This is a genomic window from Gilliamella sp. M0364, assembly GCF_016100565.1.
Lineage (GTDB): Bacteria > Pseudomonadota > Gammaproteobacteria > Enterobacterales > Orbaceae > Gilliamella > Gilliamella apis.
Genome location: NZ_JACFSF010000004.1, coordinates 1 through 20,827, shown reverse-complemented (window position 1 = coordinate 20,827; position 20,827 = coordinate 1). Strand labels below are relative to the sequence as shown.

Sequence of the window (20,827 nt, the reverse complement as noted above, 5' to 3'; positions counted from 1 at the left end):
ATAGAAATATTAGAATTAGACGATTCGTATTGGAAAATAGTTATTAATTTTTTAGGATAGTTATATGAAAACATTAAAAACATGGATTTTTAAGCAAGACCAGAATAATTGCATTGAACTATTGGTAGATAATCGATTTAACTTTTGCCTATATGTTCTTGAAGAAAAGATGTTTCGTGTTTTAATTAAACGAAATAATAGTTTATCACTTGATAGAACATGGAGTATTGCTCCTAATCAAGATACTCCATTAGAAGGTCGAGATCGATTAAGCACAGAAGGTTTTTCTTTACCAAAATATGAATTATTGCAACAAGATAATAAACTTATTATAAGCACAAAACAGTTAAGAGTAACCATTGATCAACCATTATCACTAAAATGGGAATTTAAAAATGAATTTGGTGAGTGGCAATTGCTGGTTGAGGATAGAAGTACTAGTGCTTATTTAATTAATCCTCATGGTGATGGTATTGCTCATTATCAACGAAGATATAAAGATGAACACTATTATGGTTTGGGCGAGAAAGCAGGCGACCTTAATCGTGCTGGTCGCCGTTTTGAAATGCGTAATCTTGATTCAATGGGTTATAATGCGAAAGATACTGATCCTCTATATAAGCATATACCGTTTACCATTACCCATCGTAATGAGGTTAGTTTCGGTCTATTTTATGATAATTTAAGCAGTTGTTGGATAGATTTGGGAACGGAACATGATAATTATCACCTTTCATATCGTCGTTACCAAGCTGAAGCCGGGGATATTGATTTCTATTTCTTCTTAGGGCCGAAAATTATTGATGTTACTAAATCTTTCATTAAGTTAACCGGTAAAACGTTTTTTGGCCCTAAGTGGAGTTTAGGTTACAGCGGTTCAACAATGTTTTATACCGATGCGCCTAATGCTCAAGAGCAGATGCAAAATTTTATTGATCTGTGTCAAGAGCACGGTATTCCATGTGATTCATTTCAATTGTCATCAGGCTATACCTCGATTAATGGTAAACGATATGTCTTTAATTGGAATTATGATAAATTCCCTGATCCGAAAGCTTTCACAAAATCTTATCATGAGGCAGGTTTAAGAATCGCTGCTAATATAAAACCATGTTTGTTACAAGATCATCCTAAATATAAGGAAGCAGCGGAGAAGGGACTTTTTATCAAAGATTCAGAAAGTGATAATCCTGAACGTTCAATGTTTTGGGATGATGAAGGTTCTAATTTAGATCTTACTAATCCAGCAACATTTAATTGGTGGAAAAACAATGTAACCAAGCAACTTCTTGAAATGGGCATTGATTCTACTTGGAATGATAATAATGAATTCGAAGTTTGGGATGCAGAAGCTCGTTGTAATGGTTTTGGTAAGGAAATAGCCATTAAACATATCAGACCAGTAATGCCATTGCTAATGTGTAGAGCATCAATGGAAGCGCAACAAAGTTATAAACCAGATATTCGCCCTTATTTAATATCTCGTTCTGGTTGTGCAGGTATTCAACGTTATGTGCAAACATGGTCAGGAGACAATCGAACAAGTTGGCAAACGCTGCGATATAATATCCGTATGGGATTAGGAATGAGTCTATCAGGACTGTACAATGTTGGTCATGATGTAGGTGGTTTTTCTGGTGATAAACCTGAACCCGAACTTTTTGTACGTTGGGTGCAAAATGGTATTATGCATCCTCGTTTTACCATTCACTCTTGGAATGATGATCATACTGTTAATGAACCTTGGATGTACCCGGAAGTTACGCCGATAATTCGAGATACTATCTGTTTTCGTTATCAATTACTACCTTATTTCTATAATTTATTATGGCAAGCTCATTACGATGATGAACCGATGTTGAGGCCTACTTTTTTGGATCATGAACATGATGCAAATACGTTTACCGAAACTGACGATTTTATGATTGGTAAAGATTTGTTAGTTGCTAGCATTGTTGAGCAAGGTCAAAGAGAGCGTGAAGTTTATTTACCAGAAAATAATACCGGTTGGTATTGTTACCATGCACATCAATGGTTTAGTGGTAAACAATCAATAACTTTACCAGCCCCACTTGAATCATTCCCTTTATTAGTTAGGGCTGGTGCTATAATTCCTATGTCTAAGCGCATGGCTTACGTTAATCATCAATTAGATGATTACCGAGAATTTAAAGTTTTTCCTGCTAAAGGTGTTTATTCAACAAAAGGCAGTTTCTTTGAAGATGATGGCGAAAGTTACGATTATCAAAAAGGGAAAGGCTTATGGATTGATTGGGATTTAACCTCGGATAATCAACGTATTGATCTTCATATACAAGCAAGAGGTGAATATCAACCTGCTTGGGATGAAATTAATATTTCATTACCAAAAGGTGAATTACGTTCATTATTCATTAATGGTCATTCAATAAATAAAGTTTCTTTAAAATCTATCAAATAATTCTTTATTCTCTCAATTCAATATTAATTGGATTGAGAGATCTATATCAAATTGATTTGATTTCACTTAACGTGTTTTTATTAACAAACTTTACCTATAGCAATTATTTTGCAAATATGCAGTTAATTTGACGTTATTTTCCAATTAATTGTGGATAATACAAATAAACTGTAAATATTATTTTTTTACAGGACATTTTTAATTAGATAAGGTAAATTATTCGGCATAAAAATTTTATGGTTGAGTTAGTTGCTATTAATTTTAGCAGGAAGAAAGGATAAGCCTGAATTATGCGTGGTAATGAGCCAAAAGTGTTGACCTCTTTGTTGTCACAAGGGGCCTTATTATCAAAAATAAAAGATAGAACCATTGCTTTAAGTCAATTGACCAAAATTATTGATGAATTACTTCCACCACCATTAATTCAGCAATATCGAGTTGCTAATTATCGTCAAGGTGTGCTTATTCTTGAGGTCAGTTCGGCCAGCTGGTTAACAAGATTAAAATATGAACAAGGTAACTTATTATCAGGGATACGCCAAAAAATTTTACCATCTTTATCTTCCATTCAATATAAAATTAATCCAACTATAGCAACTAATTATTCGCAATCAGTTATTTTGTCTGATAAGAATGTTAAAATTAGTAATGTTATTAGTAAGCAAACAGCAATATATTTAAATGCAATTGCAGAGCAAGCACCAGATAAATTAAAAAAACAATTGATTAAACTTGCGAACCATGCAAAATAAACTAAACAATATGTTCAAGTTATATAATTAAGAGCTATAAGGAGTGAAATATGGATAATAATATGATGACTTATATCGTCATTGGCCTAGTAATTGGATTTATTTTAGGCATGATTTTCATGAATTTTATTTCGCCAAAAGGGCGCAAATATATCAAAGCACAACGTGAATTAGAACAAACTCAAGAAGAGTTAGCCTCACAAAAACAAATGATGGTTAAGCATTTTTCACATAGTGCTGAAATTTTAGATAATATGGCCAAAGAATTCCGTCGTTTATACCAACACATCGCTGAAAGTTCAGGACAATTTGTAAATAATGAAAATATGCCTATTGTTGATCTAGAGTCAAATAATGACATCAGTATTAAACAAGAGTTAACGCTTGAAAAACAGCCTAAAGATTATTCAGATAACCCATCTGGATTATTCAAAAGTGAAGATATTAAACCATAATCAATTTTTAAATATTTTTTGATAAGATAATATTAATCAGATTTATATTGTCAATATTAAATCATTCAAACAAGAGAGTTTTATAATGAGTCATTCTTTACGTAAACCAAAAAATTTATTAAGCATAATTGCCTTAAGTTTAGGTTTAAGTTTAGCTACATTACCAAATGCTTATGCTGCTTTTCCGTTTATTCCAACGGATAATAATTTACAACAGCAACAACCTTCATTGGCACCAATGTTAGAAAAAGTACTCCCTTCAGTTGTAAGTATTAACGTTGAAGGTACAGCAAAAATGCAAAGTAATATGCCAGAAGAGTTTAGACGATTTTTTGGTTATCCTGATAGTCAGTCTAGATCATTTTCTGGATTAGGTTCTGGTGTAATTATTGATGCTGAAAAAGGATATATTGTTACTAATAATCATGTTATTGATAATGCAGATAAAATTACTGTTTCGTTAAATGATGGTCATGAATATCAAGCGAAATTAATTGGTAAAGATCCACAAAGTGATATTGCTTTGTTAAAAGTTGATGATGCTAGTAAATTAACTGCTATTAAAATTGCTGATTCAGATAAAACAAGAGTTGGTGATTATGTTGTTGCGATTGGTAATCCATTCGGGATTGGTCAAACGGTAACATCAGGTATTATTTCCGCCTTAGCTCGTAGTGGGCTAAATATGAATGGATTTGAAAACTTTATTCAAACTGACGCATCTATTAACCAAGGTAATTCTGGTGGTGCGTTAGTTAATTTAAATGGTGAACTAGTTGGCATTAACACCGCTATTATTGCACCAAGTGGTGGTAATGTCGGTATTGGTTTTGCTATACCAAGCAATATGGTTAAAAGTTTAACTTCTCAGCTTATTGAATATGGTGAAGTTAAACGAGGTGTTTTAGGTATAAAAGGTAATGAATTAACTTCAGATATCGCTAAAGCCTTTGATCTTGAAGTACAGAAAGGTGCCTTTGTTAGTGAAGTTATTGCTGATTCAGCAGCCCAAGAGGCGGGCATAAAATCCGGCGATGTCATTGTTTCTATGGATGGTAAACCTGTTGATAGCTTTGCTGAATTACGAGCTAAAATTGCCACAACAGGAGCTGGTCGTACCGTTAAATTAGGTTTAATTCGTGATGGTAAAGAGATTTCTGTTGAAGTTAAATTGAAGAACAGTGACCAATTAAGTACCGAGGCTAAATCTCTTCATCCAGCGCTTGATGGAGCAACATTGACTAATGGTGATGTAAAAGGTCAAAAAGGTGTATTGATTGAAAGTATTGCTAAAAATTCACCTGCTTCTCGTTTAAGCTTACAAGAAGGCGATCTTATTACAGGAGTTAATAAGACCAGAGTCGAAAGTATTTCCGATCTACGTAAAATTATTGATAGCAATCCTTCTGCTATTGCCTTAAACATTGTTAGAGGCGATAGTCGTCTTTATCTAATTTTACGTTAATTATTTAGCCAGATATCGTCGGTGCTTCGCATCGACGAAAACGCCTTTTTAACCCTCAGTTATATATGATAGAATCTTATTAATCATTCTTATCCTGCTTGTGACAATTATGCTTAAAAAAATTCTATGGCCGATATTAATCGGTGCTGTTTTAGCGATAGTGTTACTTATTATTTTTCCTTCTTTGAGAAATGGATCTCAATCTGATTTTTCAAGATCCATTTTTAATGATGAACCTATGAGTTATTCTAGTGCAGTAAAGATAGCTGCACCTGCAGTGGTTAATATTTATAGCCGCTCAATTAATTCAGTACCTGAACAATCACAAGATAGTCCAATAACACCATTAGGCTCTGGTGTCATTATGAGTGAGCTTGGTTATATCGTTACCAATTATCACGTTGTTGATGGTGCAGAACAAATTATCGTTGCTTTGCAAGATGGCAGAATTTTCGCCGCATTACCTGTCGGTTCAGATAAATTAGTTGATATTGCTGTACTTAAAATTGAAGCATCTAATCTTCCGATAATACCGATTAATCCTTCCCGCGATCCGAAAATTGGTGATGTCGTTTTAGCCATTGGCAATCCATATAATATTGGGCAAACTATCACCCAAGGTATTATTAGTGCTACTGGCCGTGATGGACTCAGTCCATATCGTCGACAAAATTTTATCCAAACTGATGCTTCAATTAATCATGGTAATTCTGGTGGTGCTTTAGTTAACACTAAAGGTGAATTAATGGGTATTAATACTCTGACATTTGCCAAAAATCTAGGTAATGATGTTCCTGAAGGTATTGGTTTTGCTATTCCAACAGCATTAGCCGTTAAAATAATGAATAAATTAATTCAAGATGGCAAAGTTATACGAGGCTATATTGGCATTGATGGTTTAGAATTTGCCCCAACACAAAATACTAGTGATCTCCCAAAAGTGTTAGGTATTTTAGTCACTAATGCTGAAGGTCCTTCTTTGCAGGCAGGTGTACAAGCTAATGATATTTTAATAATGGTTGATAATAAACCAGTAAGATCGATTGTTGAAACAATGGACCAAATTGCAGAGTTGAAACCGGGAACAATCGTCCCCATAATTGTCTTACGCAATGGAGAAAAGATTCAACTGCAAATTACTATTGGTCAATTGCCGGTTTAGATTGTCCTTTTATTGCTTGATTATCTTTGATATAGGACGTATAATTCGCACCCTTATCATGTTATTTAACACTCGTATGGTGTATAGATTTTGCGGTTAAGCCATTTATATAGCGATACGAACAAACTTTAGAGGTTTATTATGAAAGAAGGTATCCATCCAGAATACACTGCAATTACAGCAACTTGTTCTTGTGGTAACAAAATTGAAACTCATTCAACTATTGGTCATGACATTCATCTTGACGTATGTGGTGAATGTCACCCGTTCTATACAGGTAAACAACGTGATGTAGCAACTGGCGGACGTGTTGATAAATTTAAACAACGTTTTGCAATGGTTGGTGGTAAAAAATAGTTTTACTAATTTTTACGTTGTAAAAAAGGCGCTTTAAGCGCCTTTTTTGTATCCATGATTTAATCATTCATCAATTAAATCAGGATCTATACCTAAAGCTCGCATCATTTTCTGTGCTTGTAATGGAATGCCATCATCATGATCTTTCTGTAAATCTTCATCACAAGGCAATGGCTGACCAGTATAAGCGTGTAGAAAAGCTTCACATAAAAGTTCACTATTCGTTGCATGACGTAAATTATTGACTTGTCGTCTAGTTCGCTCATCAGTTAATATTTTTAATACTTTTAACGGAATTGAGACTGTAATTTTTTTTACTTGTTCGCTTTTTTTACCATGCTCAGCATAAGGGCTAATATAATCGCCGTTCCATTCCATCATTTATTCACCAAATCAATTACATCACAAATAATGTGGATAATTTTAGCGTTTTTTTTGCTTAGCTGCAATCTATACACCAAGATAGTTAGACGTCTAGACATGTTGACGTCTTTTGTTATTGTGTTATTCTTATACAACTAAATCTAAAAATAAATAAAGTGGTTTGTAGGAAGGTTATTATGGCTCGTAAATCTAAAAATCTTAGCCAAGATACTATTGCTGTTCGTGGTGGATTAAATACAGATGACCAATTTGGTAGCGTAGTTCCTGTTATTACGCCATCAACATGTTATCGATATGAAGAATTTGCCACCCCAAGAAAGTTTGATTATGGTCGCAAATCTAATCCAAGTAGACGATTAGTTGAGGAAACGGTAGCAGAATTAGAAGGCGGTGCAGATGCCATTTTAACCAATTGCGGTATGTCAGCAATACATCTAGTCAGTGTAGCCTTACTTGGCCCAAATGATGTCGTGGTTGCACCTCATGATTGTTATGGTGGTAGTTATCGATTATTTAATAGTTTGAGCCAAAAAGGGTATTTTAAAACCAAATTTGTAGACCAATCCGATCCTGTTGCTTTAAAAGAAGCGCTGAATTTAAAACCTAAATTAGTATTGATTGAATCGCCAAGTAATCCATTATTAAGAGTTGTTGATATTACTGATATTGCACGTCAGGCGCATGAAGTTGGAGCGTTAGTTCTGGTTGATAATACCTTTATGACACCAATTTTACAAAAACCACTGGAATTAGGGGCTGATATTGTTAGTCACTCTTGTACTAAATTTTTAAATGGCCACTCAGATCTATTAGCCGGAATATTAGTATTTAAAGATCAACAATTAGCTACAGATGTATTGTGGTGGGCAAATAATATCGGAACATCAACTTCATCATTTGATAGTTATTTATTATTGCGCGGTTTAAGAACCCTTACTGCAAGAGTTAGATTACAACAAGAAAATGCAAAAAAAGTCGTCGAATTTTTAGTTAATCATCCTAAAATTGCTAAAGTTTTTCATCCTTCGTTACCAACAAATTTAGGTCATGACATTGCCAAAAAACAACAAAAAGGCTTCGGTTCACTATTGAGTTTTGAATTAGCTTGTGCTGCCGCTGATATGCCTAAATTCTTACATGCGTTGAATATTTTTACCTTAGCGCAATCACTTGGTGGCGTAGAAAGTTTGATATGTCATCCTGCTACAATGACCCATTCAGGAATTAGTGCTGAAGCACGTAAAACGGCGGGTATATCCGATCAATTATTACGTATTTCTGTGGGTCTCGAGGATATCGATGATCTGATTGGTGATTTAGAGCAAGCGTTAGCAACTATTTAACCGTTATCAATTTATCAATAGAGTTGGAAAATAGCTTATTTTTCGACTCTATTAATATAGATAGCTATATATTTAAGCTCGTTTCATTATTTCGATAATCATTGACTTTATTGGCAATGGCGCTGAGGATCTCGTTAATTGAATGCCGTTTACTTCGACCACAAATTTTAGCATTATCATGGCAAACTAAACATTGTCGAAAATGACGCTCGAATTTAGACCGAGAAATACTTTTTTGTGTAATAGGGTCAATGACATCAATATCCCATAATCGTCCTAAAAAATGCCTCTCCTCAATTTTTATACACAGTTGTTTAAGCATATCAACGTTATAATCAATTGATAATAATGCTTCATCACCAGTTATGCTTTCATAAAGTTTTTCATGGATAATAGAAATATTATGTTGGTTTAACATCTGATGGATAGCTTGTACAGCTTCATTAAATAAAAATACAGTGCCACTACTTTTCTTGATTGGTCCAGGTATTACTAAACTTAATGATATTAGTGGATAAGGGTATTGCTCAAAAACTTGTTGCTGATTGTTTACACGGTTTTCTTTGGCTATTAACATTTGCTCAAGCGTTATGTTAATACCATCGTCGAATCTTAATGTTGGATTATTCATAATGATGTTGAGTAATAGCATAACTAAGAATTTGGTTATGCTATTACTATTACAAAGTTAATTAGTCTTTGACTTGACGAACAACATCAATAATTGAGCCGTCACGGAAGTGAACAATCCCAACAATTTTATCGTTAAATTCAATTGGTTTTGGTTCACCTGTTAATGCAATAGCACGTTGATAAAGTTCTTCAATAGTCATTACTGGTAAATTAGCCGCTTTTAATCGTTCGGCGATTTCAGGACGAGCAGGATTTACCGCTATACCATGGTCAGTGACTAACACATCTACACTTTCACCTGGTGTAACAATAGTGGTTACTTTTCTAATTACCGTTGGAATTCGGCTACGAATTAGTGGCGCAACGATAATAGTTAGATTTGCTCCAGCGGCTGTATCACAGTGACCACCGGATGCACCACGCATAACACCATCAGATCCTGTTAGTACATTAACGTTGAAATCTAAATCTACTTCGAGTGCACTGAGAATGACAATATCTAATTCATCAACACTCGCACCTTTTGAGGCTGGATTAGCGTAAACGTTGGTTGAAACTTCAATATGATCTTTATTCTTACCTAAAGATTGTCCCGCAGCTCCATCAAAACTTTGTGTATCAAGTAAACGTTTTACTAAGCCTTTCTCATGAAGATCGACGATACTTGCTGTAATACCACCTAGAGCAAATGATGCTGTGATATTTTTCGCTCGCATTCGATTTTCTAGAAAGCGTGTCGCTGCAGTTGATGATGCGCCAGAACCAGTCTGAATTGAGAATCCATCTTTAAAATAACCTGAATTTTCGATAACATCAGCGGCATAGCGGGCAATCATTAATTCTCTAGGGTTACTGGTGATACGTGCTGCACCAACGCTAATTTTAGTTGGGTCACCAACTTCGTCAACTTTAACAATATAGTCAACTTGATCTTGGCGGATACTTGCTGGATGGTTAGGATAACCAACAATATCTTCAGTAAGTAAAACCACTTTCTTAGCAAATTGAGCATCAACCATAGCATAACCAAGGGCGCCACATTGTGATTTACCTGATACGCCATTAGCATTACCTTGTTCGTCAGCAGTTGATACAGCTAAGAATGCGATATCAATATTGATTTCTCCGCTTTGGATTAATTTGACTCGACCACCGTGAGAATGGATATGTACCGGATTTTCCATCAGGCCGTGTGAAATCGCATCAGCTAATTTTCCTCGTAATCCTGAGGTATAGATTTTAGTAATTACACCAGACTCAATGTGAGGAATCAATGCTGCGTTACAGCTTAATAATGAGCTTGAAGCTAATGTAAGGTTCTTAATACCTAATTTACTAATGGTTTCAACAACTTTGTTGATAACTTTATCGCCTTCACGAAATGCGTGGTGAAAAGAGATAGTCATTCCATCACGAAGTTCACACTTCTCTATTGCTTGCTCTATTGACTCACACAATTTACGGGTATACTTAGACTCATCTTTTAGATAAGGTGTGGTTGCATTAGCATCAATAAATGGTGTGATATTTTTAAGATCAGGATGCTGTTTTAATAAATCAGCAATTTTTTGGTTTATAGAAGTTGTCATGTTTCAATCCTATCAAATTTCTTTACGTACACCGGAGTATTTAGCTAGTTCAATGATTTTTTGCGCACGAGCAATAATTGGTGCATCAATCATTTTGCCATTCAAAGAAACAACTCCAAGCCCTTTTCTTTCACCTTCTTCAGCGGCTTCAACGACTTTTTTAGCATTTTCTACTTCACTAGCAGTAGGTGCATAAGCATTATGTAATAGCTCAATTTGTCGTGGATTAATCAATGATTTACCGTTGTATCCTAATTTTTTAATTAGGCTGACTTCTTTTAAAAAGCCTTCATCATCATTAACATTCGAATAAACAACATCAAATGCATCAATACCGGCTACGCGAGCAGCATGTAAAACAGCACAGCGTGCATAAAATAGTTCAGTACCATCCCCGCGTTCTGTTTGCATATCGACTAGATAATCAAATGCCGCAAGAGCGATACCAATTAAACGAGGCGATGATTTGGCAATGGATACGGCATTAACTACTGCTTGAGCTGATTCAATAGCAGCCATTAATTTAGTGCTACCCACTTCTCGGCCACACTCTTTTTCAATTCGTTCAACATGCGCTTCAAGTTCATGAATATCTTCAGCACTATTGGTCATTGGTAAGCGAACAACATCAACACCAGCTCGCACAACGGCTTCTAAGTCTTTAAGACCAAATGGTGTATTTAATGCATTAATTCGAACTACAGTTTCAATACCATGTTCTTTATAAACAGGTAATTTTAATGTTTGCGCGACTAGTAGACGAGCTGAATCTTTTTCTTTGATAGATACAGCATCTTCAAGATCAAACATAATTGAGTCTGGTTTATATACAAAAGATGTAGATAACATTGCTGCATTTGCACCTGGAAGAAACAGCATACTTCGACGTAATTTTTTCATAGTAATTTACTCCAATCTAATTCAGTTTCTTCTGCACCACGTAACACAGCACATTGTACCCGTGCTTTTATTGCACAATCTAAAGCTCCTTTATCGTCAATAATGATTAAACCATCAGTTAAGTTAAGTTCATTTAACGTGTTATTAACCACTGCGCGAATTTGATCGCCAAATTGTTTATTTACATCACTATTAATAACAATTTCGATGCCAGTATTTGGCATGACTTTAACTAACAAATCGCTGGATTCGAGAGTTCCTGCCATGGCTTCTTTTTGTATTTTCATGTTTTTACCTTTTGAAAAGAATTAAATATTTAATTTATCCAAATTAGCTGAAATATAATTCCAAGTTGTTGAAGGAACTAATTTCTTAATCTGTTCATAATTTTTTAATGCCAGTGAGTTTCGCACTAATGATGCTGATATTATGTTTGATTCTTCGAGTTTTCGAGCAACCTCAATGACAGTAATCTTGGATGCCAAACTAACTTTGTCATCTTCTAACCAATATTTCATCGCTTGGTTATAAGCATTAGTTACTTCACTATGTGGCTCAGTACCAACAAAACGGTGAGTTATATTTAATGCTGGAGCAATATAGTTACGGAAGATTAACAGATCGATTCCCATATAAGCATAGTCAATTTTGCTTTTATCTTTTAAAAAATAAGTAGGGAAGGTCGCTTTAGAAATAATGTATGACGAACTGGCATGAACCGTAACATTTTTAATATCTTTTGTGCCATCTTTTACTAACTGTAAACGTACCTGAAACGGGAACATAGATACATCTTCATTAACCACAAATACATGTACCCAATCACATTGATTGGCTGCAAATTCAATAAGATATTGATGACCTTTAGTAAAAGGATTGGCATTCATCACTATACTGCCAATTTTGTTACCAGCCTTTTGGTATTGCGATAATTGTTTACAATATTGTTTAATCCCAACCGGTGTGTTTTCCATCAATACGACTAAATCAGAAATTTCAACAATAGGATAAAAACCGCATGCTTTGAAAAAAGCGATATTTTCAGGTTTGGTATATAAAAATAGATGAAAATAGCCGTTGTCATTGGCATATTTCATCGTATAGTCGATTAAAGTTAGATTTAGTTGGTTACCGCGATAATCAGGAGCAATGGCTACACACTTGATAATATTGTGATCAAGACCGGCACAAGCGATACAATTATTATTCAGTTTTGCAACAATGAAAGTTGTGACTTGTGGATCTAAATCGAGGTCAGATTGCAATAGTAATTGCTTAATTGCTTGATAATCTTGTTCAGATTTAGATATATCAACAACACTGTAATCAACTAAATCGTACATATAACTACCTTTTTTCTTCAACGATAAAGTTAGTTAGACGACCAATATTGGTAATTTCAACTTCAATGGTATCACCATCATGCATAAATATTGGTGGATTTCGTTTTTTTCCAACCCCGCCTGGTGAGCCAGTAAGAATAACGTCACCCGGTGATAATTTAGTAAATGTACTAATATACGAGATTAAATCTGGTACAGTATGTACTAAATTCTTGATGCTATCATGTTGCATCTCTTTTCCATTCAGATAAGTTGCTATTGATAGCGCTTTAGGATCGGGTATTTCATCTGTAGTTGTTAAACATGGTCCAAAAGCCCCAGTATTTGGCCAATTTTTACCAGCTGTGTACCAAGTATATTGCCAGTCACGAATCGAACCATCCATATAACAGCTATAGCCGGCGACATAAGATAAGGCTTCTTCTGATTTTATGCGGAAGGCCTCTTTACCAATAACAATTGCTAATTCGCCTTCATAATCCAGTTCATCGCTGATAGTTGGTTTAATGATATTTGTTTTATGTCCTGTTTGAGAATCAGGAAAACGAACAAATAAAGTTGGGGCAGAACTAGTTTCATTAAATTCTGCTCGTTTTTCCGCATAATTCATTCCTACACACAAAATTTTGTTTGGATTTGGAATTACCGGTAAATAAGTTATTGCTTGTTCATCGATATCACTAGGTGAGTCTAAAAAATTTTTTGCGTTAGCTAATCCATCTTTATCAGAAAGAAGGGATTTTAGATCTTGATATTTATCGCCTAGTTTTTGGCCCAAATCTACGATGCCATGATCAGTATATAAACCAAAACTTGGTCGACCAGAAACAAGGTAACTGACAAGCTTCATGAATACTCCTTAAAAGCTGTTTATTGAAACTACAAAATAAAATAGAACAACCCTAGTAATAACTAAGGTTGCTCTTGAAAAAAACTATACTAAGAAATTACCTAGAATGAGTAAGGATACGGATACGTTAATTGCACCACCAATACGAGTAGCAATTTGGGCAAACGGCATTAACTCCATACGTTCTGCTGCAGTTAGGATTGCAACATCACCTGTTCCACCTTGCCCACTTTGACAGCAAGAAATAACCGCCGCATCAACTGGGTACATACCTAGTTTTTTAGCAACAAAGAAACCAGTTGTGACTAAACTTACTACTGTACAAACAATAACTATTAGGTTGATTACGGTGAAAGCTGCAACGATTTTATCCCAAGGTGTGATAGCTACGCCCACTGCGAATAAAATAGGATAGGTTACAGATGTTTGGAAGAACTTGTAAACTACTTGCGAACCACTTAGTACTTTTGGTGAAACACCTGATACTAGTTTAACAAATACTGCAGCAAATAGCATCCCTACTGGCGCTGGAATACCTGTTACTTTGTGACCAATCATACCGACCATATAAAGGATAGCGGCTAACAATACACCAGATGCAAAAGTAGTCACATCAATAACCGATTCTGTTTTAGCCGTTTTATTGATAATTTGGTCATCTTCTGATGCTGGTAACAAGCGACCGTTACCAGTTAAATGAGGATAAGCTTTACCAATACGGTTAAGGATACCACCACAAATAATACCGGTTAAACCACCTAACATAACAATTGGTAATACTCGACCTAGTGCTTCACCTTGTTCCATACCTAAAATAGAGGCATAGCCGATTGATAATGGAATTGCGCCTTCACCAACACCGCCAGCCATGATCGGTAATACTAAGAAGAAGAATGTTTCAAATGGTGATAAGCCTAATAAATAACCCACACCAACACCAACTAGCATACCAACAATTTCACCACATACCATTGGTCCGAAGATTTTTAAGAAACCTTGAATAAGCGTTTTCTTATCCATATTCATAATACTACCAACGATGATACAGCAGATATAAAGATATAAAATGTGAGTATCTTTATAGAATTTGGTTGTTGCTTGTACCACAGGAGTAGGCAGAATGCCATAATAGACTAGAGCTGATGGAATAAAGGTTGCACAAATTGCTGCTGCCCCCATTTTTCCAACAATCGGTAAACGTTTACCTATTTCACCACACAGGAAACCAAAGAAAGCACATGTTACTACCATAACAACTATTTCGCTTGGTAATTTACCTGTTACTAATACTTCAGCAAAGATAAGAATACCTGCGATAATAAATAATGGTAAAGGAATTACACCGATTTTATAATCATCCATAAGTTTCCACCATCCGTATGGCCAAAACTTTTTAGTCTGATCTTCGTGTTTTATCTCATGTTTTTCGACGGTATTGTGCGTTTTTTCAACTGAATTGAAATCCACCATATTTTTTTTATCTCCAAAATAAATTTGCTTTGTTTTAATGGCGCATATGGTGACAAAATATTAATATCAATTTTGTGATATAAATCATAAATTAAGTGTGGTTTTTATGGTTTTAAAGGCTCTAAGTTTTTTTATGCTGTGTTACACTCCTCAGCAGATACAGCAATTATTTATTAAGTATAAAAATGCGAAAACGAATACATCTGTCATTTACGACAAAATTATTTTTATCTCTTTTAATCTTTTCATTGGTGGTTTTAGCATTGCTGCAAAGCTACATATGGAATGTGACAGAAAATGCCTTATATCGTAGTTTAGGCGAAAAAGCTCAAATTCAGGCGAAAGAGTTAGCTGTGATTCCTAGCTTAATCAAATATGTAGAAGATAAAGATACTGAACAAATCGCAAAACTTGTTTCAGATATTTTTGAACAAAGCGATGCGAGTTATATTGTTATAGGTGATGCTAAAGCTTATCGGTTATTTCATACGGCTAATAATTCAATATATTTACCCATGGTTGGTGATGACAATCAGGAGGTGTTAAGTGGTATTAGTAGCACCACAATAAGTCAAGGATCTTTAGGTTTAGCCCTAAGAGGTAAAGCGCCGATTATTAGCAATGGCAAAGTAATTGGTATTGTTTCGGTTGGTTATATGGTAGATGATATTTATGCGTCACATATAAAACAATTTATTCCATTCATTATTTTTTGTTCATTTTTATTCTTTGCTCTGTTTATATTTTCTTTATGCTTTGCTAGAGCTATCAAAAAACAGATGTTTAATTTAGAACCTCAAGCAATTGCACTATTGGTAAAAAGCCAGAAATCAATAATGGAATCAATCTTTGAAGGTATTATTGCGATTGATCTTGATTACAAAATTATTAATATCAACCAATCAGCAAGGCGCATGCTAAATATTGATATTGATGATAATAGTTTACTTAATCATGATTTATCTAACTTTATTAAATCAACTGATTTTCTTTATGGTAGTACCAATCAGACCAAAGATGTGCATGACCATATTTGCTATTTCAATAATATTATTGTTATTGCTAATCGTATTCGCGTGATTGTTGATGATGAAATTCATGGATGGGTGATAACCTTCCGAAATTATGATGATATTAATTTATTAAGTATGCAATTAACCCAAGTTACGCAATATGTGGATAATTTGCGTGCGCTAAGACATGAACATCTTAATTGGATGGCAACGTTATCCGGTTTAATTTATATGAAACGATATGAAGAAGCGGAATCATTTATTGCGTTACATTCTGCTGATAATCAACAAAATCTAGATTTCATTACCAGTCATTTTCAGGTTCCAGCTATTTGCGGTTTATTAATCGGTAAATATTCTAAGTCACATGAAATTGGCTTAAAATTGTTCTTTGATCCTGCCTGCCATTTGGAGGCATTGCCTTCCAAGATAACTGAAGCCGAGTTTATGTCGATATTAGGTAATCTGCTGGATAATGCCTTTAATGCCTGTTTAAAAAATAATCAAGGTGATAAATCTATCTATTTATATTTAAGTGATAGAACCGATGAAATTGTTTTAGAAGTCAGTGATCAGGGTTGTGGTATAGATGATAAAATCCGCAATTCAATTTTCCAACCGGGGGTAACCTCACAAAATTCGAACGAACATGGTATAGGTTTACATTTAGTTTCAACATATGTGAAAAAAGCTAACGGCTACATCACATTTGAAGATAATGAACCTTATGGAACGATTTTTTCTGTTTTTATACCTAAGTAGTTAACAGAGGTGAATAAAGTATGTATGAAATAAAAGAAGATACAATTAAAGTTCTTATTGTTGAAGATGAACCCATTTTAGCTGAATTAAATGCTGAATTTATTCAACGAGACACCAAAGTAGAAGTTATTGGTATCGCTGCAACTTTGGAAGAAGCGAAAGTGATGGTTGAAAAATTAAAACCAACATTAATTTTATTAGATAATTACCTCCCTGATGGAAAAGGAATTGAATTATTTGAATATATTATTAATAATAATTTAGATTGTTATGTTATTTTTATCACTGCTGCGAGTGATATGGATACCTGTAGTAAAGCGATACGTTTTGGCGCTTTTGATTATTTAATCAAGCCGGTATCTTATCAGCGCTTAAAACATTCACTTGAACGTTTTGAACTGTTTTTATATCGTCAAAGTTTGCAAAAACATGTGAATCAAAGACGTATTGATGAACTTTTTAATCTACAAACTAAAGACTTTGTTGATATTAATCGCCACTCCAAAGGTATTGAAGAAATTACCTTACAAAAAGTTAAAGATCTATTTATGCAAACCAATGAACCGCAAACAGTAGATCAAATTGTCGAAAAAGCTAATATTAGTAAAACCACCGCTAGACGATATTTAGAATATTGTGTGCAAACTAAATTATTAACGGTTGAGCTTAACCATGGCAAAATAGGTCGCCCTGAAAGGCTTTATAAAAGATTAGGTAAGTAATTTTTTTCGCAAAGTTGGTTATTAATCCTACGTTATATAATTTATGATTATATAAATATGCTTATTGATTATTTTATTGCCTAAATATTTGATGCTAGATTGAATTAATCCAATTGTTGGATGATTTAAATTGCAGTATCAAATAATAGGAGTAAGCGTATGTCCGTAACAATGTAGTGATTACTCTAATTGGTTAATCAATTTAATGGTGAGATTATTTTGATTTTTGTGATGTATTATTTCTTTTTATCGGGTTAATTGGTTTTCTAAACAACATAGCGTTATTAATCTCCATTTTGATAAATAAATACACATTTTAAATTCTATTTACCCGTGTCATAGATTTAGATTTATTTAAGTTAGACTGTAAACAATTCAATAACATTTGATCATTTTGACTGATTAAATTCATAAACTATATGTTAATTTTCTATTAAGAAACGATTTATATGCATATCACTTTTATTTACGTTATCTTGCTTAAAAACGCATGTCTATTATTTGTAAAGATAATTGAATTGTTGAAAAAAATAGCTTATTTTACAGCAAATTGGTTATTGTTACTAATTAACCAAAACTAATGGAAAAATTATAATATAGTAAGAAATACTGACGACTATAATGAAGCAAATGGAAAATGCAGTTAATACATTGGTAGCTAGTCATCCCTTTAATCATTATCATTTAACGATTGACGGCCAACCTACTATCACCACTTTATCCGTTCTATCACTCTCTGGGCGGGAAGATTTAAACCAACCATGGCGTTATGAAATCAACTTTACCTACACCGATAAACAAATCGCTGTTGATGCTATTTTTCACCGATCTGATAATCTTATTTTTCAAACACCTCATATCGCTCAGCAACTCACCAAAATCAGCGCGAAGGATAATATTGAACTATACGTTCCGAGCAAAATAACCTATGGCGCACAATCATTCCCTTTTACAGACCCGATTCAAATGCAGTTTACACTTTATTCATTTAAATTTAGTGAAAACTTCAATTATTGGAGTTGGGGTAATGACAGTTATAAAGAAACAAATTGTCATGTCCTTTTATTCATTATATTAGTTAATGTAGTTTAGTTGATCCTGAATGTATTGGTGAGAATCTAGCAATACTATCCAAAAAAGCAAAACAAAATTATTAGTAATTATATAATTACATTAAGAAAGCTTGTTAGGAGACAATATGAAAAGCTTAATAAAGATATACTTACTGCCTTTTATGCTATGGATAATAACGGTTGATTATGTTTATGCAGAGGTAAAAATGAACGAACATCAAATAAAAATCATAGAACAGTTAAAAAAACAATCAATTTTACCTAATAAAATTTATTATCAATATGATTTTATGACAGCTTTTGAAAATGAAGATAGCGTTCCAATGGAACATTTATTTTCATCATTATCAGGTTTAGAAACTCACCCAGACATGTATGAATTAGCCATTCAAAGCATTGCAGAAGTAAAATTAAATAAAAATTATCAATATAATGAAGTATTACAACGCAATCGAAATATTATTGAAGTTATCTACCCTACTGATTCATTTCAATCATTAAACGATGGCGTTTATTTTTATACCTTAGATAAAAATAAACAGTTGCAAAAAAAAGATTCATTTAATGAGGTTTACAAATTACCCTGTTATTTAAGAGTCGAAAAGAAACACGGCATTGTGGTAAGTATTCAAAAAAGGCCTTTAGCGGCCATTTCTCATTATAAGTACGATTATTGGCCGAATAACAGTCTAAAATATCTTAAAATAGAAATGACTGATAATAATGACAAGATTATCTATATCTCTGAAACATTTTTTAATGATTATGGAAGAATAGAGAAAAATATTAGGAAAAATACTATAACGGGGAATCTGGCTATTGAATCCATCCAGCATCATGGGGATGTTTATTCTATTGAAGAGTATTTTAATAATAAAAATACCAAAACCAACCGTGTAATTCACTATGAGAACTCGTTCCGTGTAAAAAATGAGATATTAAATAAGAGCGGTAAAGTAATAAAAATAAATAATATAAATCCACTATTATTTGATTTTGAAAAAGATTTGGATGAGCCTTACCCTTACAATAAGCTAGTAGTGAACCTCGAAAAGAGTATTACTCAATTAGTATCATTGACAGAAAAACTGGAGAGTAAATGAAGACTTTAGTTAAAATCTGCTTAATTCCTTTTTTATTTGGGATTGTCTCAACTCAATATGTGATTGCAAAGGTAAAAATGAATGAGCAACAAGTACAAATCGTCAAGCAATTAAAAAAACAAGGAATTTTGCCTAATACAACTTATTACCAATTTGATTATTTACCCGCTTTGGATAATCAAGACAGTTTCCCTGAAAAAAGTTTATATTTATCAGTAAATGAATTAGAAACCAATCCAAATATGTACATAATGGCGACTCAGAGCATTGCACAAGTACAGTTAAATAAAAACTTCCAATATAGCCAGATAATACAACTAGATCGAAATATTATTGAAGTTATCTATCCCACTGATTCATTTCAGTCATTAGACGATGGCGTCTATTTTTATACCTTAGATGAACATAAACAATTACAAAAGAAAAACTCATTCAATGATGTTTACTTATTACCGAGTTACTTACGGATTGAAAAAAAACACGGTATTGTGGTGAGTATTCAAAAAAGATCTTTAACTTCTATTACCCATTATAAATATGATTATTGGTCTAATAACAGCTTAAAATATCTTAAATTAGAAATGTATGATAACAATAAAAAAGTTATTTATAATTCTGAGGTATTCTTTGATGAAAAAGGAAAGATGGTAAAAGCGATCAGAAAAAATATAGAAACAAAACAGTCTTCTATTGAAACTATCGTGCATCAAGAGGATATTTACTCAATAGATGAGTTCTTTGATAATGAAGGCATTAAAACTAATAGAGTTAGCCATTATGAGAACTCATTCCGTGTAAAAAATGAGGTATTAAATAAAAACGGTAAAGTAATAAAAACCAATAATTCCGAACCTGAAATATTCGATTTTGACAAAGATTTGGATGAGCCTTATCCTTACAATAAGTTAGTAATGAACGTCGAAAAAAGTAATGCATTACTGACTGATTCAATGTTTGAGCAAGGTATCCGTGATAATCCTAAGTACGATGAAGAAGCGCTTAAAAGAGTTC

The 20,827-nt window shown here is 33.6% G+C and carries 19 protein-coding genes and 1 pseudogene; 12 read left to right on the top strand and 8 right to left on the bottom strand.

The features are described from left to right. The first annotated feature begins 64 nt into the window (after window positions 1–64). The 6 genes from H3U96_RS06750 (at window position 65) to rpmE (ending at window position 6,631) form a co-directional block, all read left to right on the top strand. The gene (locus H3U96_RS06750) at window positions 65–2,440 is read left to right on the top strand and encodes a TIM-barrel domain-containing protein (protein ID WP_086360261.1); all 2,376 of its coding nucleotides are present in this window, start codon (window positions 65–67) and stop codon (window positions 2,438–2,440) included. A 290-nt stretch (window positions 2,441–2,730) separates the two neighbouring features. Beyond that, window positions 2,731–3,192, top strand: coding sequence for a DUF721 domain-containing protein (locus H3U96_RS06745; RefSeq protein ID WP_065577568.1), 462 nt, complete (start codon window positions 2,731–2,733; stop codon window positions 3,190–3,192). A 50-nt stretch (window positions 3,193–3,242) separates the two neighbouring features. Next, complete coding sequence (locus H3U96_RS06740; RefSeq protein WP_082205134.1) at window positions 3,243–3,647, top strand: YhcB family protein; 405 nt, start codon at window positions 3,243–3,245, stop codon at window positions 3,645–3,647. A gap of 85 nt (window positions 3,648–3,732) precedes the next feature. Beyond that, on the top strand, window positions 3,733–5,112 hold the full coding sequence (locus tag H3U96_RS06735; protein WP_065651474.1) for a Do family serine endopeptidase: 1,380 nt from the start codon (window positions 3,733–3,735) through the stop codon (window positions 5,110–5,112). A gap of 109 nt (window positions 5,113–5,221) precedes the next feature. Further along, window positions 5,222–6,274 (top strand): outer membrane-stress sensor serine endopeptidase DegS, encoded by a 1,053-nt coding sequence (degS, locus tag H3U96_RS06730; RefSeq protein ID WP_065613939.1) that lies wholly within the window; start codon window positions 5,222–5,224, stop codon window positions 6,272–6,274. A 141-nt stretch (window positions 6,275–6,415) separates the two neighbouring features. Beyond that, window positions 6,416–6,631 carry a 50S ribosomal protein L31 gene (gene rpmE / locus H3U96_RS06725; protein ID WP_034904595.1) on the top strand — a complete coding sequence of 72 codons (216 nt, stop codon included), beginning with the start codon at window positions 6,416–6,418 and terminating at the stop codon, window positions 6,629–6,631. 63 nt (window positions 6,632–6,694) lie between these two features. On the opposite strand, the gene metJ is transcribed toward rpmE, so the two are convergent. Then, on the bottom strand, window positions 6,695–7,012 hold the full coding sequence (metJ, locus tag H3U96_RS06720; protein ID WP_034904598.1) for a met regulon transcriptional regulator MetJ: 318 nt from the start codon (window positions 7,010–7,012) through the stop codon (window positions 6,695–6,697). Between the two features lie 179 nt (window positions 7,013–7,191). Here metJ and metB point away from each other — a divergent pair, with 179 nt between their 5' ends. Then, entirely contained in the window at window positions 7,192–8,358 is a 1,167-nt protein-coding gene (gene metB / locus H3U96_RS06715; protein WP_086360262.1) for a cystathionine gamma-synthase, read from the top strand. Between the two features lie 64 nt (window positions 8,359–8,422). Here the strand turns inward: metB and citX are convergent, their stop codons facing one another. The 7 genes and pseudogenes from citX to H3U96_RS06680 all read right to left on the bottom strand — a co-directional run. Continuing rightward, on the bottom strand, window positions 8,423–9,010 hold the full coding sequence (gene citX / locus H3U96_RS06710) for a citrate lyase holo-[acyl-carrier protein] synthase (protein ID WP_086360263.1): 588 nt from the start codon (window positions 9,008–9,010) through the stop codon (window positions 8,423–8,425). A gap of 40 nt (window positions 9,011–9,050) precedes the next feature. Next, entirely contained in the window at window positions 9,051–10,580 is a 1,530-nt protein-coding gene (citF, locus tag H3U96_RS06705; RefSeq protein WP_081298768.1) for a citrate lyase subunit alpha, read from the bottom strand. A gap of 12 nt (window positions 10,581–10,592) precedes the next feature. Beyond that, window positions 10,593–11,480 (bottom strand): citrate (pro-3S)-lyase subunit beta, encoded by an 888-nt coding sequence (citE, locus tag H3U96_RS06700; protein WP_065577565.1) that lies wholly within the window; start codon window positions 11,478–11,480, stop codon window positions 10,593–10,595. Then, entirely contained in the window at window positions 11,477–11,767 is a 291-nt protein-coding gene (gene citD, locus H3U96_RS06695; RefSeq protein ID WP_034902004.1) for a citrate lyase acyl carrier protein, read from the bottom strand. The genes citE and citD overlap by 4 nt, the downstream gene beginning before the upstream one ends. A gap of 21 nt (window positions 11,768–11,788) precedes the next feature. Further along, window positions 11,789–12,823, bottom strand: a complete 1,035-nt coding sequence (gene citC / locus H3U96_RS06690) for a [citrate (pro-3S)-lyase] ligase (RefSeq protein WP_086356727.1) — start codon at window positions 12,821–12,823, stop codon at window positions 11,789–11,791. A gap of 4 nt (window positions 12,824–12,827) precedes the next feature. Continuing rightward, entirely contained in the window at window positions 12,828–13,673 is an 846-nt protein-coding gene (locus H3U96_RS06685) for a fumarylacetoacetate hydrolase family protein (protein ID WP_065577563.1), read from the bottom strand. A gap of 84 nt (window positions 13,674–13,757) precedes the next feature. Further along, a pseudogene (locus H3U96_RS06680) lies at window positions 13,758–15,047 on the bottom strand (2-hydroxycarboxylate transporter family protein); the annotation flags it as partial. A 281-nt stretch (window positions 15,048–15,328) separates the two neighbouring features. Between H3U96_RS06680 and H3U96_RS06675 the strand changes: the two are divergent. The 5 genes from H3U96_RS06675 to H3U96_RS06655 form a co-directional block, all read left to right on the top strand. Then, the gene (locus H3U96_RS06675) at window positions 15,329–16,918 is read left to right on the top strand and encodes a sensor histidine kinase (protein ID WP_086320334.1); all 1,590 of its coding nucleotides are present in this window, start codon (window positions 15,329–15,331) and stop codon (window positions 16,916–16,918) included. A 20-nt stretch (window positions 16,919–16,938) separates the two neighbouring features. Further along, window positions 16,939–17,640 (top strand): response regulator, encoded by a 702-nt coding sequence (locus tag H3U96_RS06670; protein WP_173795327.1) that lies wholly within the window; start codon window positions 16,939–16,941, stop codon window positions 17,638–17,640. A gap of 630 nt (window positions 17,641–18,270) precedes the next feature. Then, window positions 18,271–18,732, top strand: coding sequence for a hypothetical protein (locus tag H3U96_RS06665; protein ID WP_086356725.1), 462 nt, complete (start codon window positions 18,271–18,273; stop codon window positions 18,730–18,732). Window positions 18,733–18,838: 106 nt separating this feature from the next. Then, window positions 18,839–19,816, top strand: coding sequence for a hypothetical protein (locus tag H3U96_RS06660; RefSeq protein WP_065577560.1), 978 nt, complete (start codon window positions 18,839–18,841; stop codon window positions 19,814–19,816). After that, window positions 19,813–20,827 (top strand): hypothetical protein (locus tag H3U96_RS06655; protein ID WP_198196017.1); only part of this gene is annotated, 1,015 nt, incomplete at its 3' end. The genes H3U96_RS06660 and H3U96_RS06655, both read left to right, overlap by 4 nt.

Coding starts and splice junctions, on each gene's coding strand:
- H3U96_RS06750 (WP_086360261.1), top strand. CDS start 65: ATGAAAACATTAAAAACATGGATTTTTAAGCAAGACCAGAATAATTGC.
- H3U96_RS06745 (WP_065577568.1), top strand. CDS start 2,731: ATGCGTGGTAATGAGCCAAAAGTGTTGACCTCTTTGTTGTCACAAGGG.
- H3U96_RS06740 (WP_082205134.1), top strand. CDS start 3,243: ATGGATAATAATATGATGACTTATATCGTCATTGGCCTAGTAATTGGA.
- H3U96_RS06735 (WP_065651474.1), top strand. CDS start 3,733: ATGAGTCATTCTTTACGTAAACCAAAAAATTTATTAAGCATAATTGCC.
- degS (WP_065613939.1), top strand. CDS start 5,222: ATGCTTAAAAAAATTCTATGGCCGATATTAATCGGTGCTGTTTTAGCG.
- rpmE (WP_034904595.1), top strand. CDS start 6,416: ATGAAAGAAGGTATCCATCCAGAATACACTGCAATTACAGCAACTTGT.
- metJ (WP_034904598.1), bottom strand. CDS start 7,012: ATGATGGAATGGAACGGCGATTATATTAGCCCTTATGCTGAGCATGGT.
- metB (WP_086360262.1), top strand. CDS start 7,192: ATGGCTCGTAAATCTAAAAATCTTAGCCAAGATACTATTGCTGTTCGT.
- citX (WP_086360263.1), bottom strand. CDS start 9,010: ATGCTATTACTCAACATCATTATGAATAATCCAACATTAAGATTCGAC.
- citF (WP_081298768.1), bottom strand. CDS start 10,580: ATGACAACTTCTATAAACCAAAAAATTGCTGATTTATTAAAACAGCAT.
- citE (WP_065577565.1), bottom strand. CDS start 11,480: ATGAAAAAATTACGTCGAAGTATGCTGTTTCTTCCAGGTGCAAATGCA.
- citD (WP_034902004.1), bottom strand. CDS start 11,767: ATGAAAATACAAAAAGAAGCCATGGCAGGAACTCTCGAATCCAGCGAT.
- citC (WP_086356727.1), bottom strand. CDS start 12,823: ATGTACGATTTAGTTGATTACAGTGTTGTTGATATATCTAAATCTGAA.
- H3U96_RS06685 (WP_065577563.1), bottom strand. CDS start 13,673: ATGAAGCTTGTCAGTTACCTTGTTTCTGGTCGACCAAGTTTTGGTTTA.
- H3U96_RS06675 (WP_086320334.1), top strand. CDS start 15,329: ATGCGAAAACGAATACATCTGTCATTTACGACAAAATTATTTTTATCT.
- H3U96_RS06670 (WP_173795327.1), top strand. CDS start 16,939: ATGTATGAAATAAAAGAAGATACAATTAAAGTTCTTATTGTTGAAGAT.
- H3U96_RS06665 (WP_086356725.1), top strand. CDS start 18,271: ATGGAAAATGCAGTTAATACATTGGTAGCTAGTCATCCCTTTAATCAT.
- H3U96_RS06660 (WP_065577560.1), top strand. CDS start 18,839: ATGAAAAGCTTAATAAAGATATACTTACTGCCTTTTATGCTATGGATA.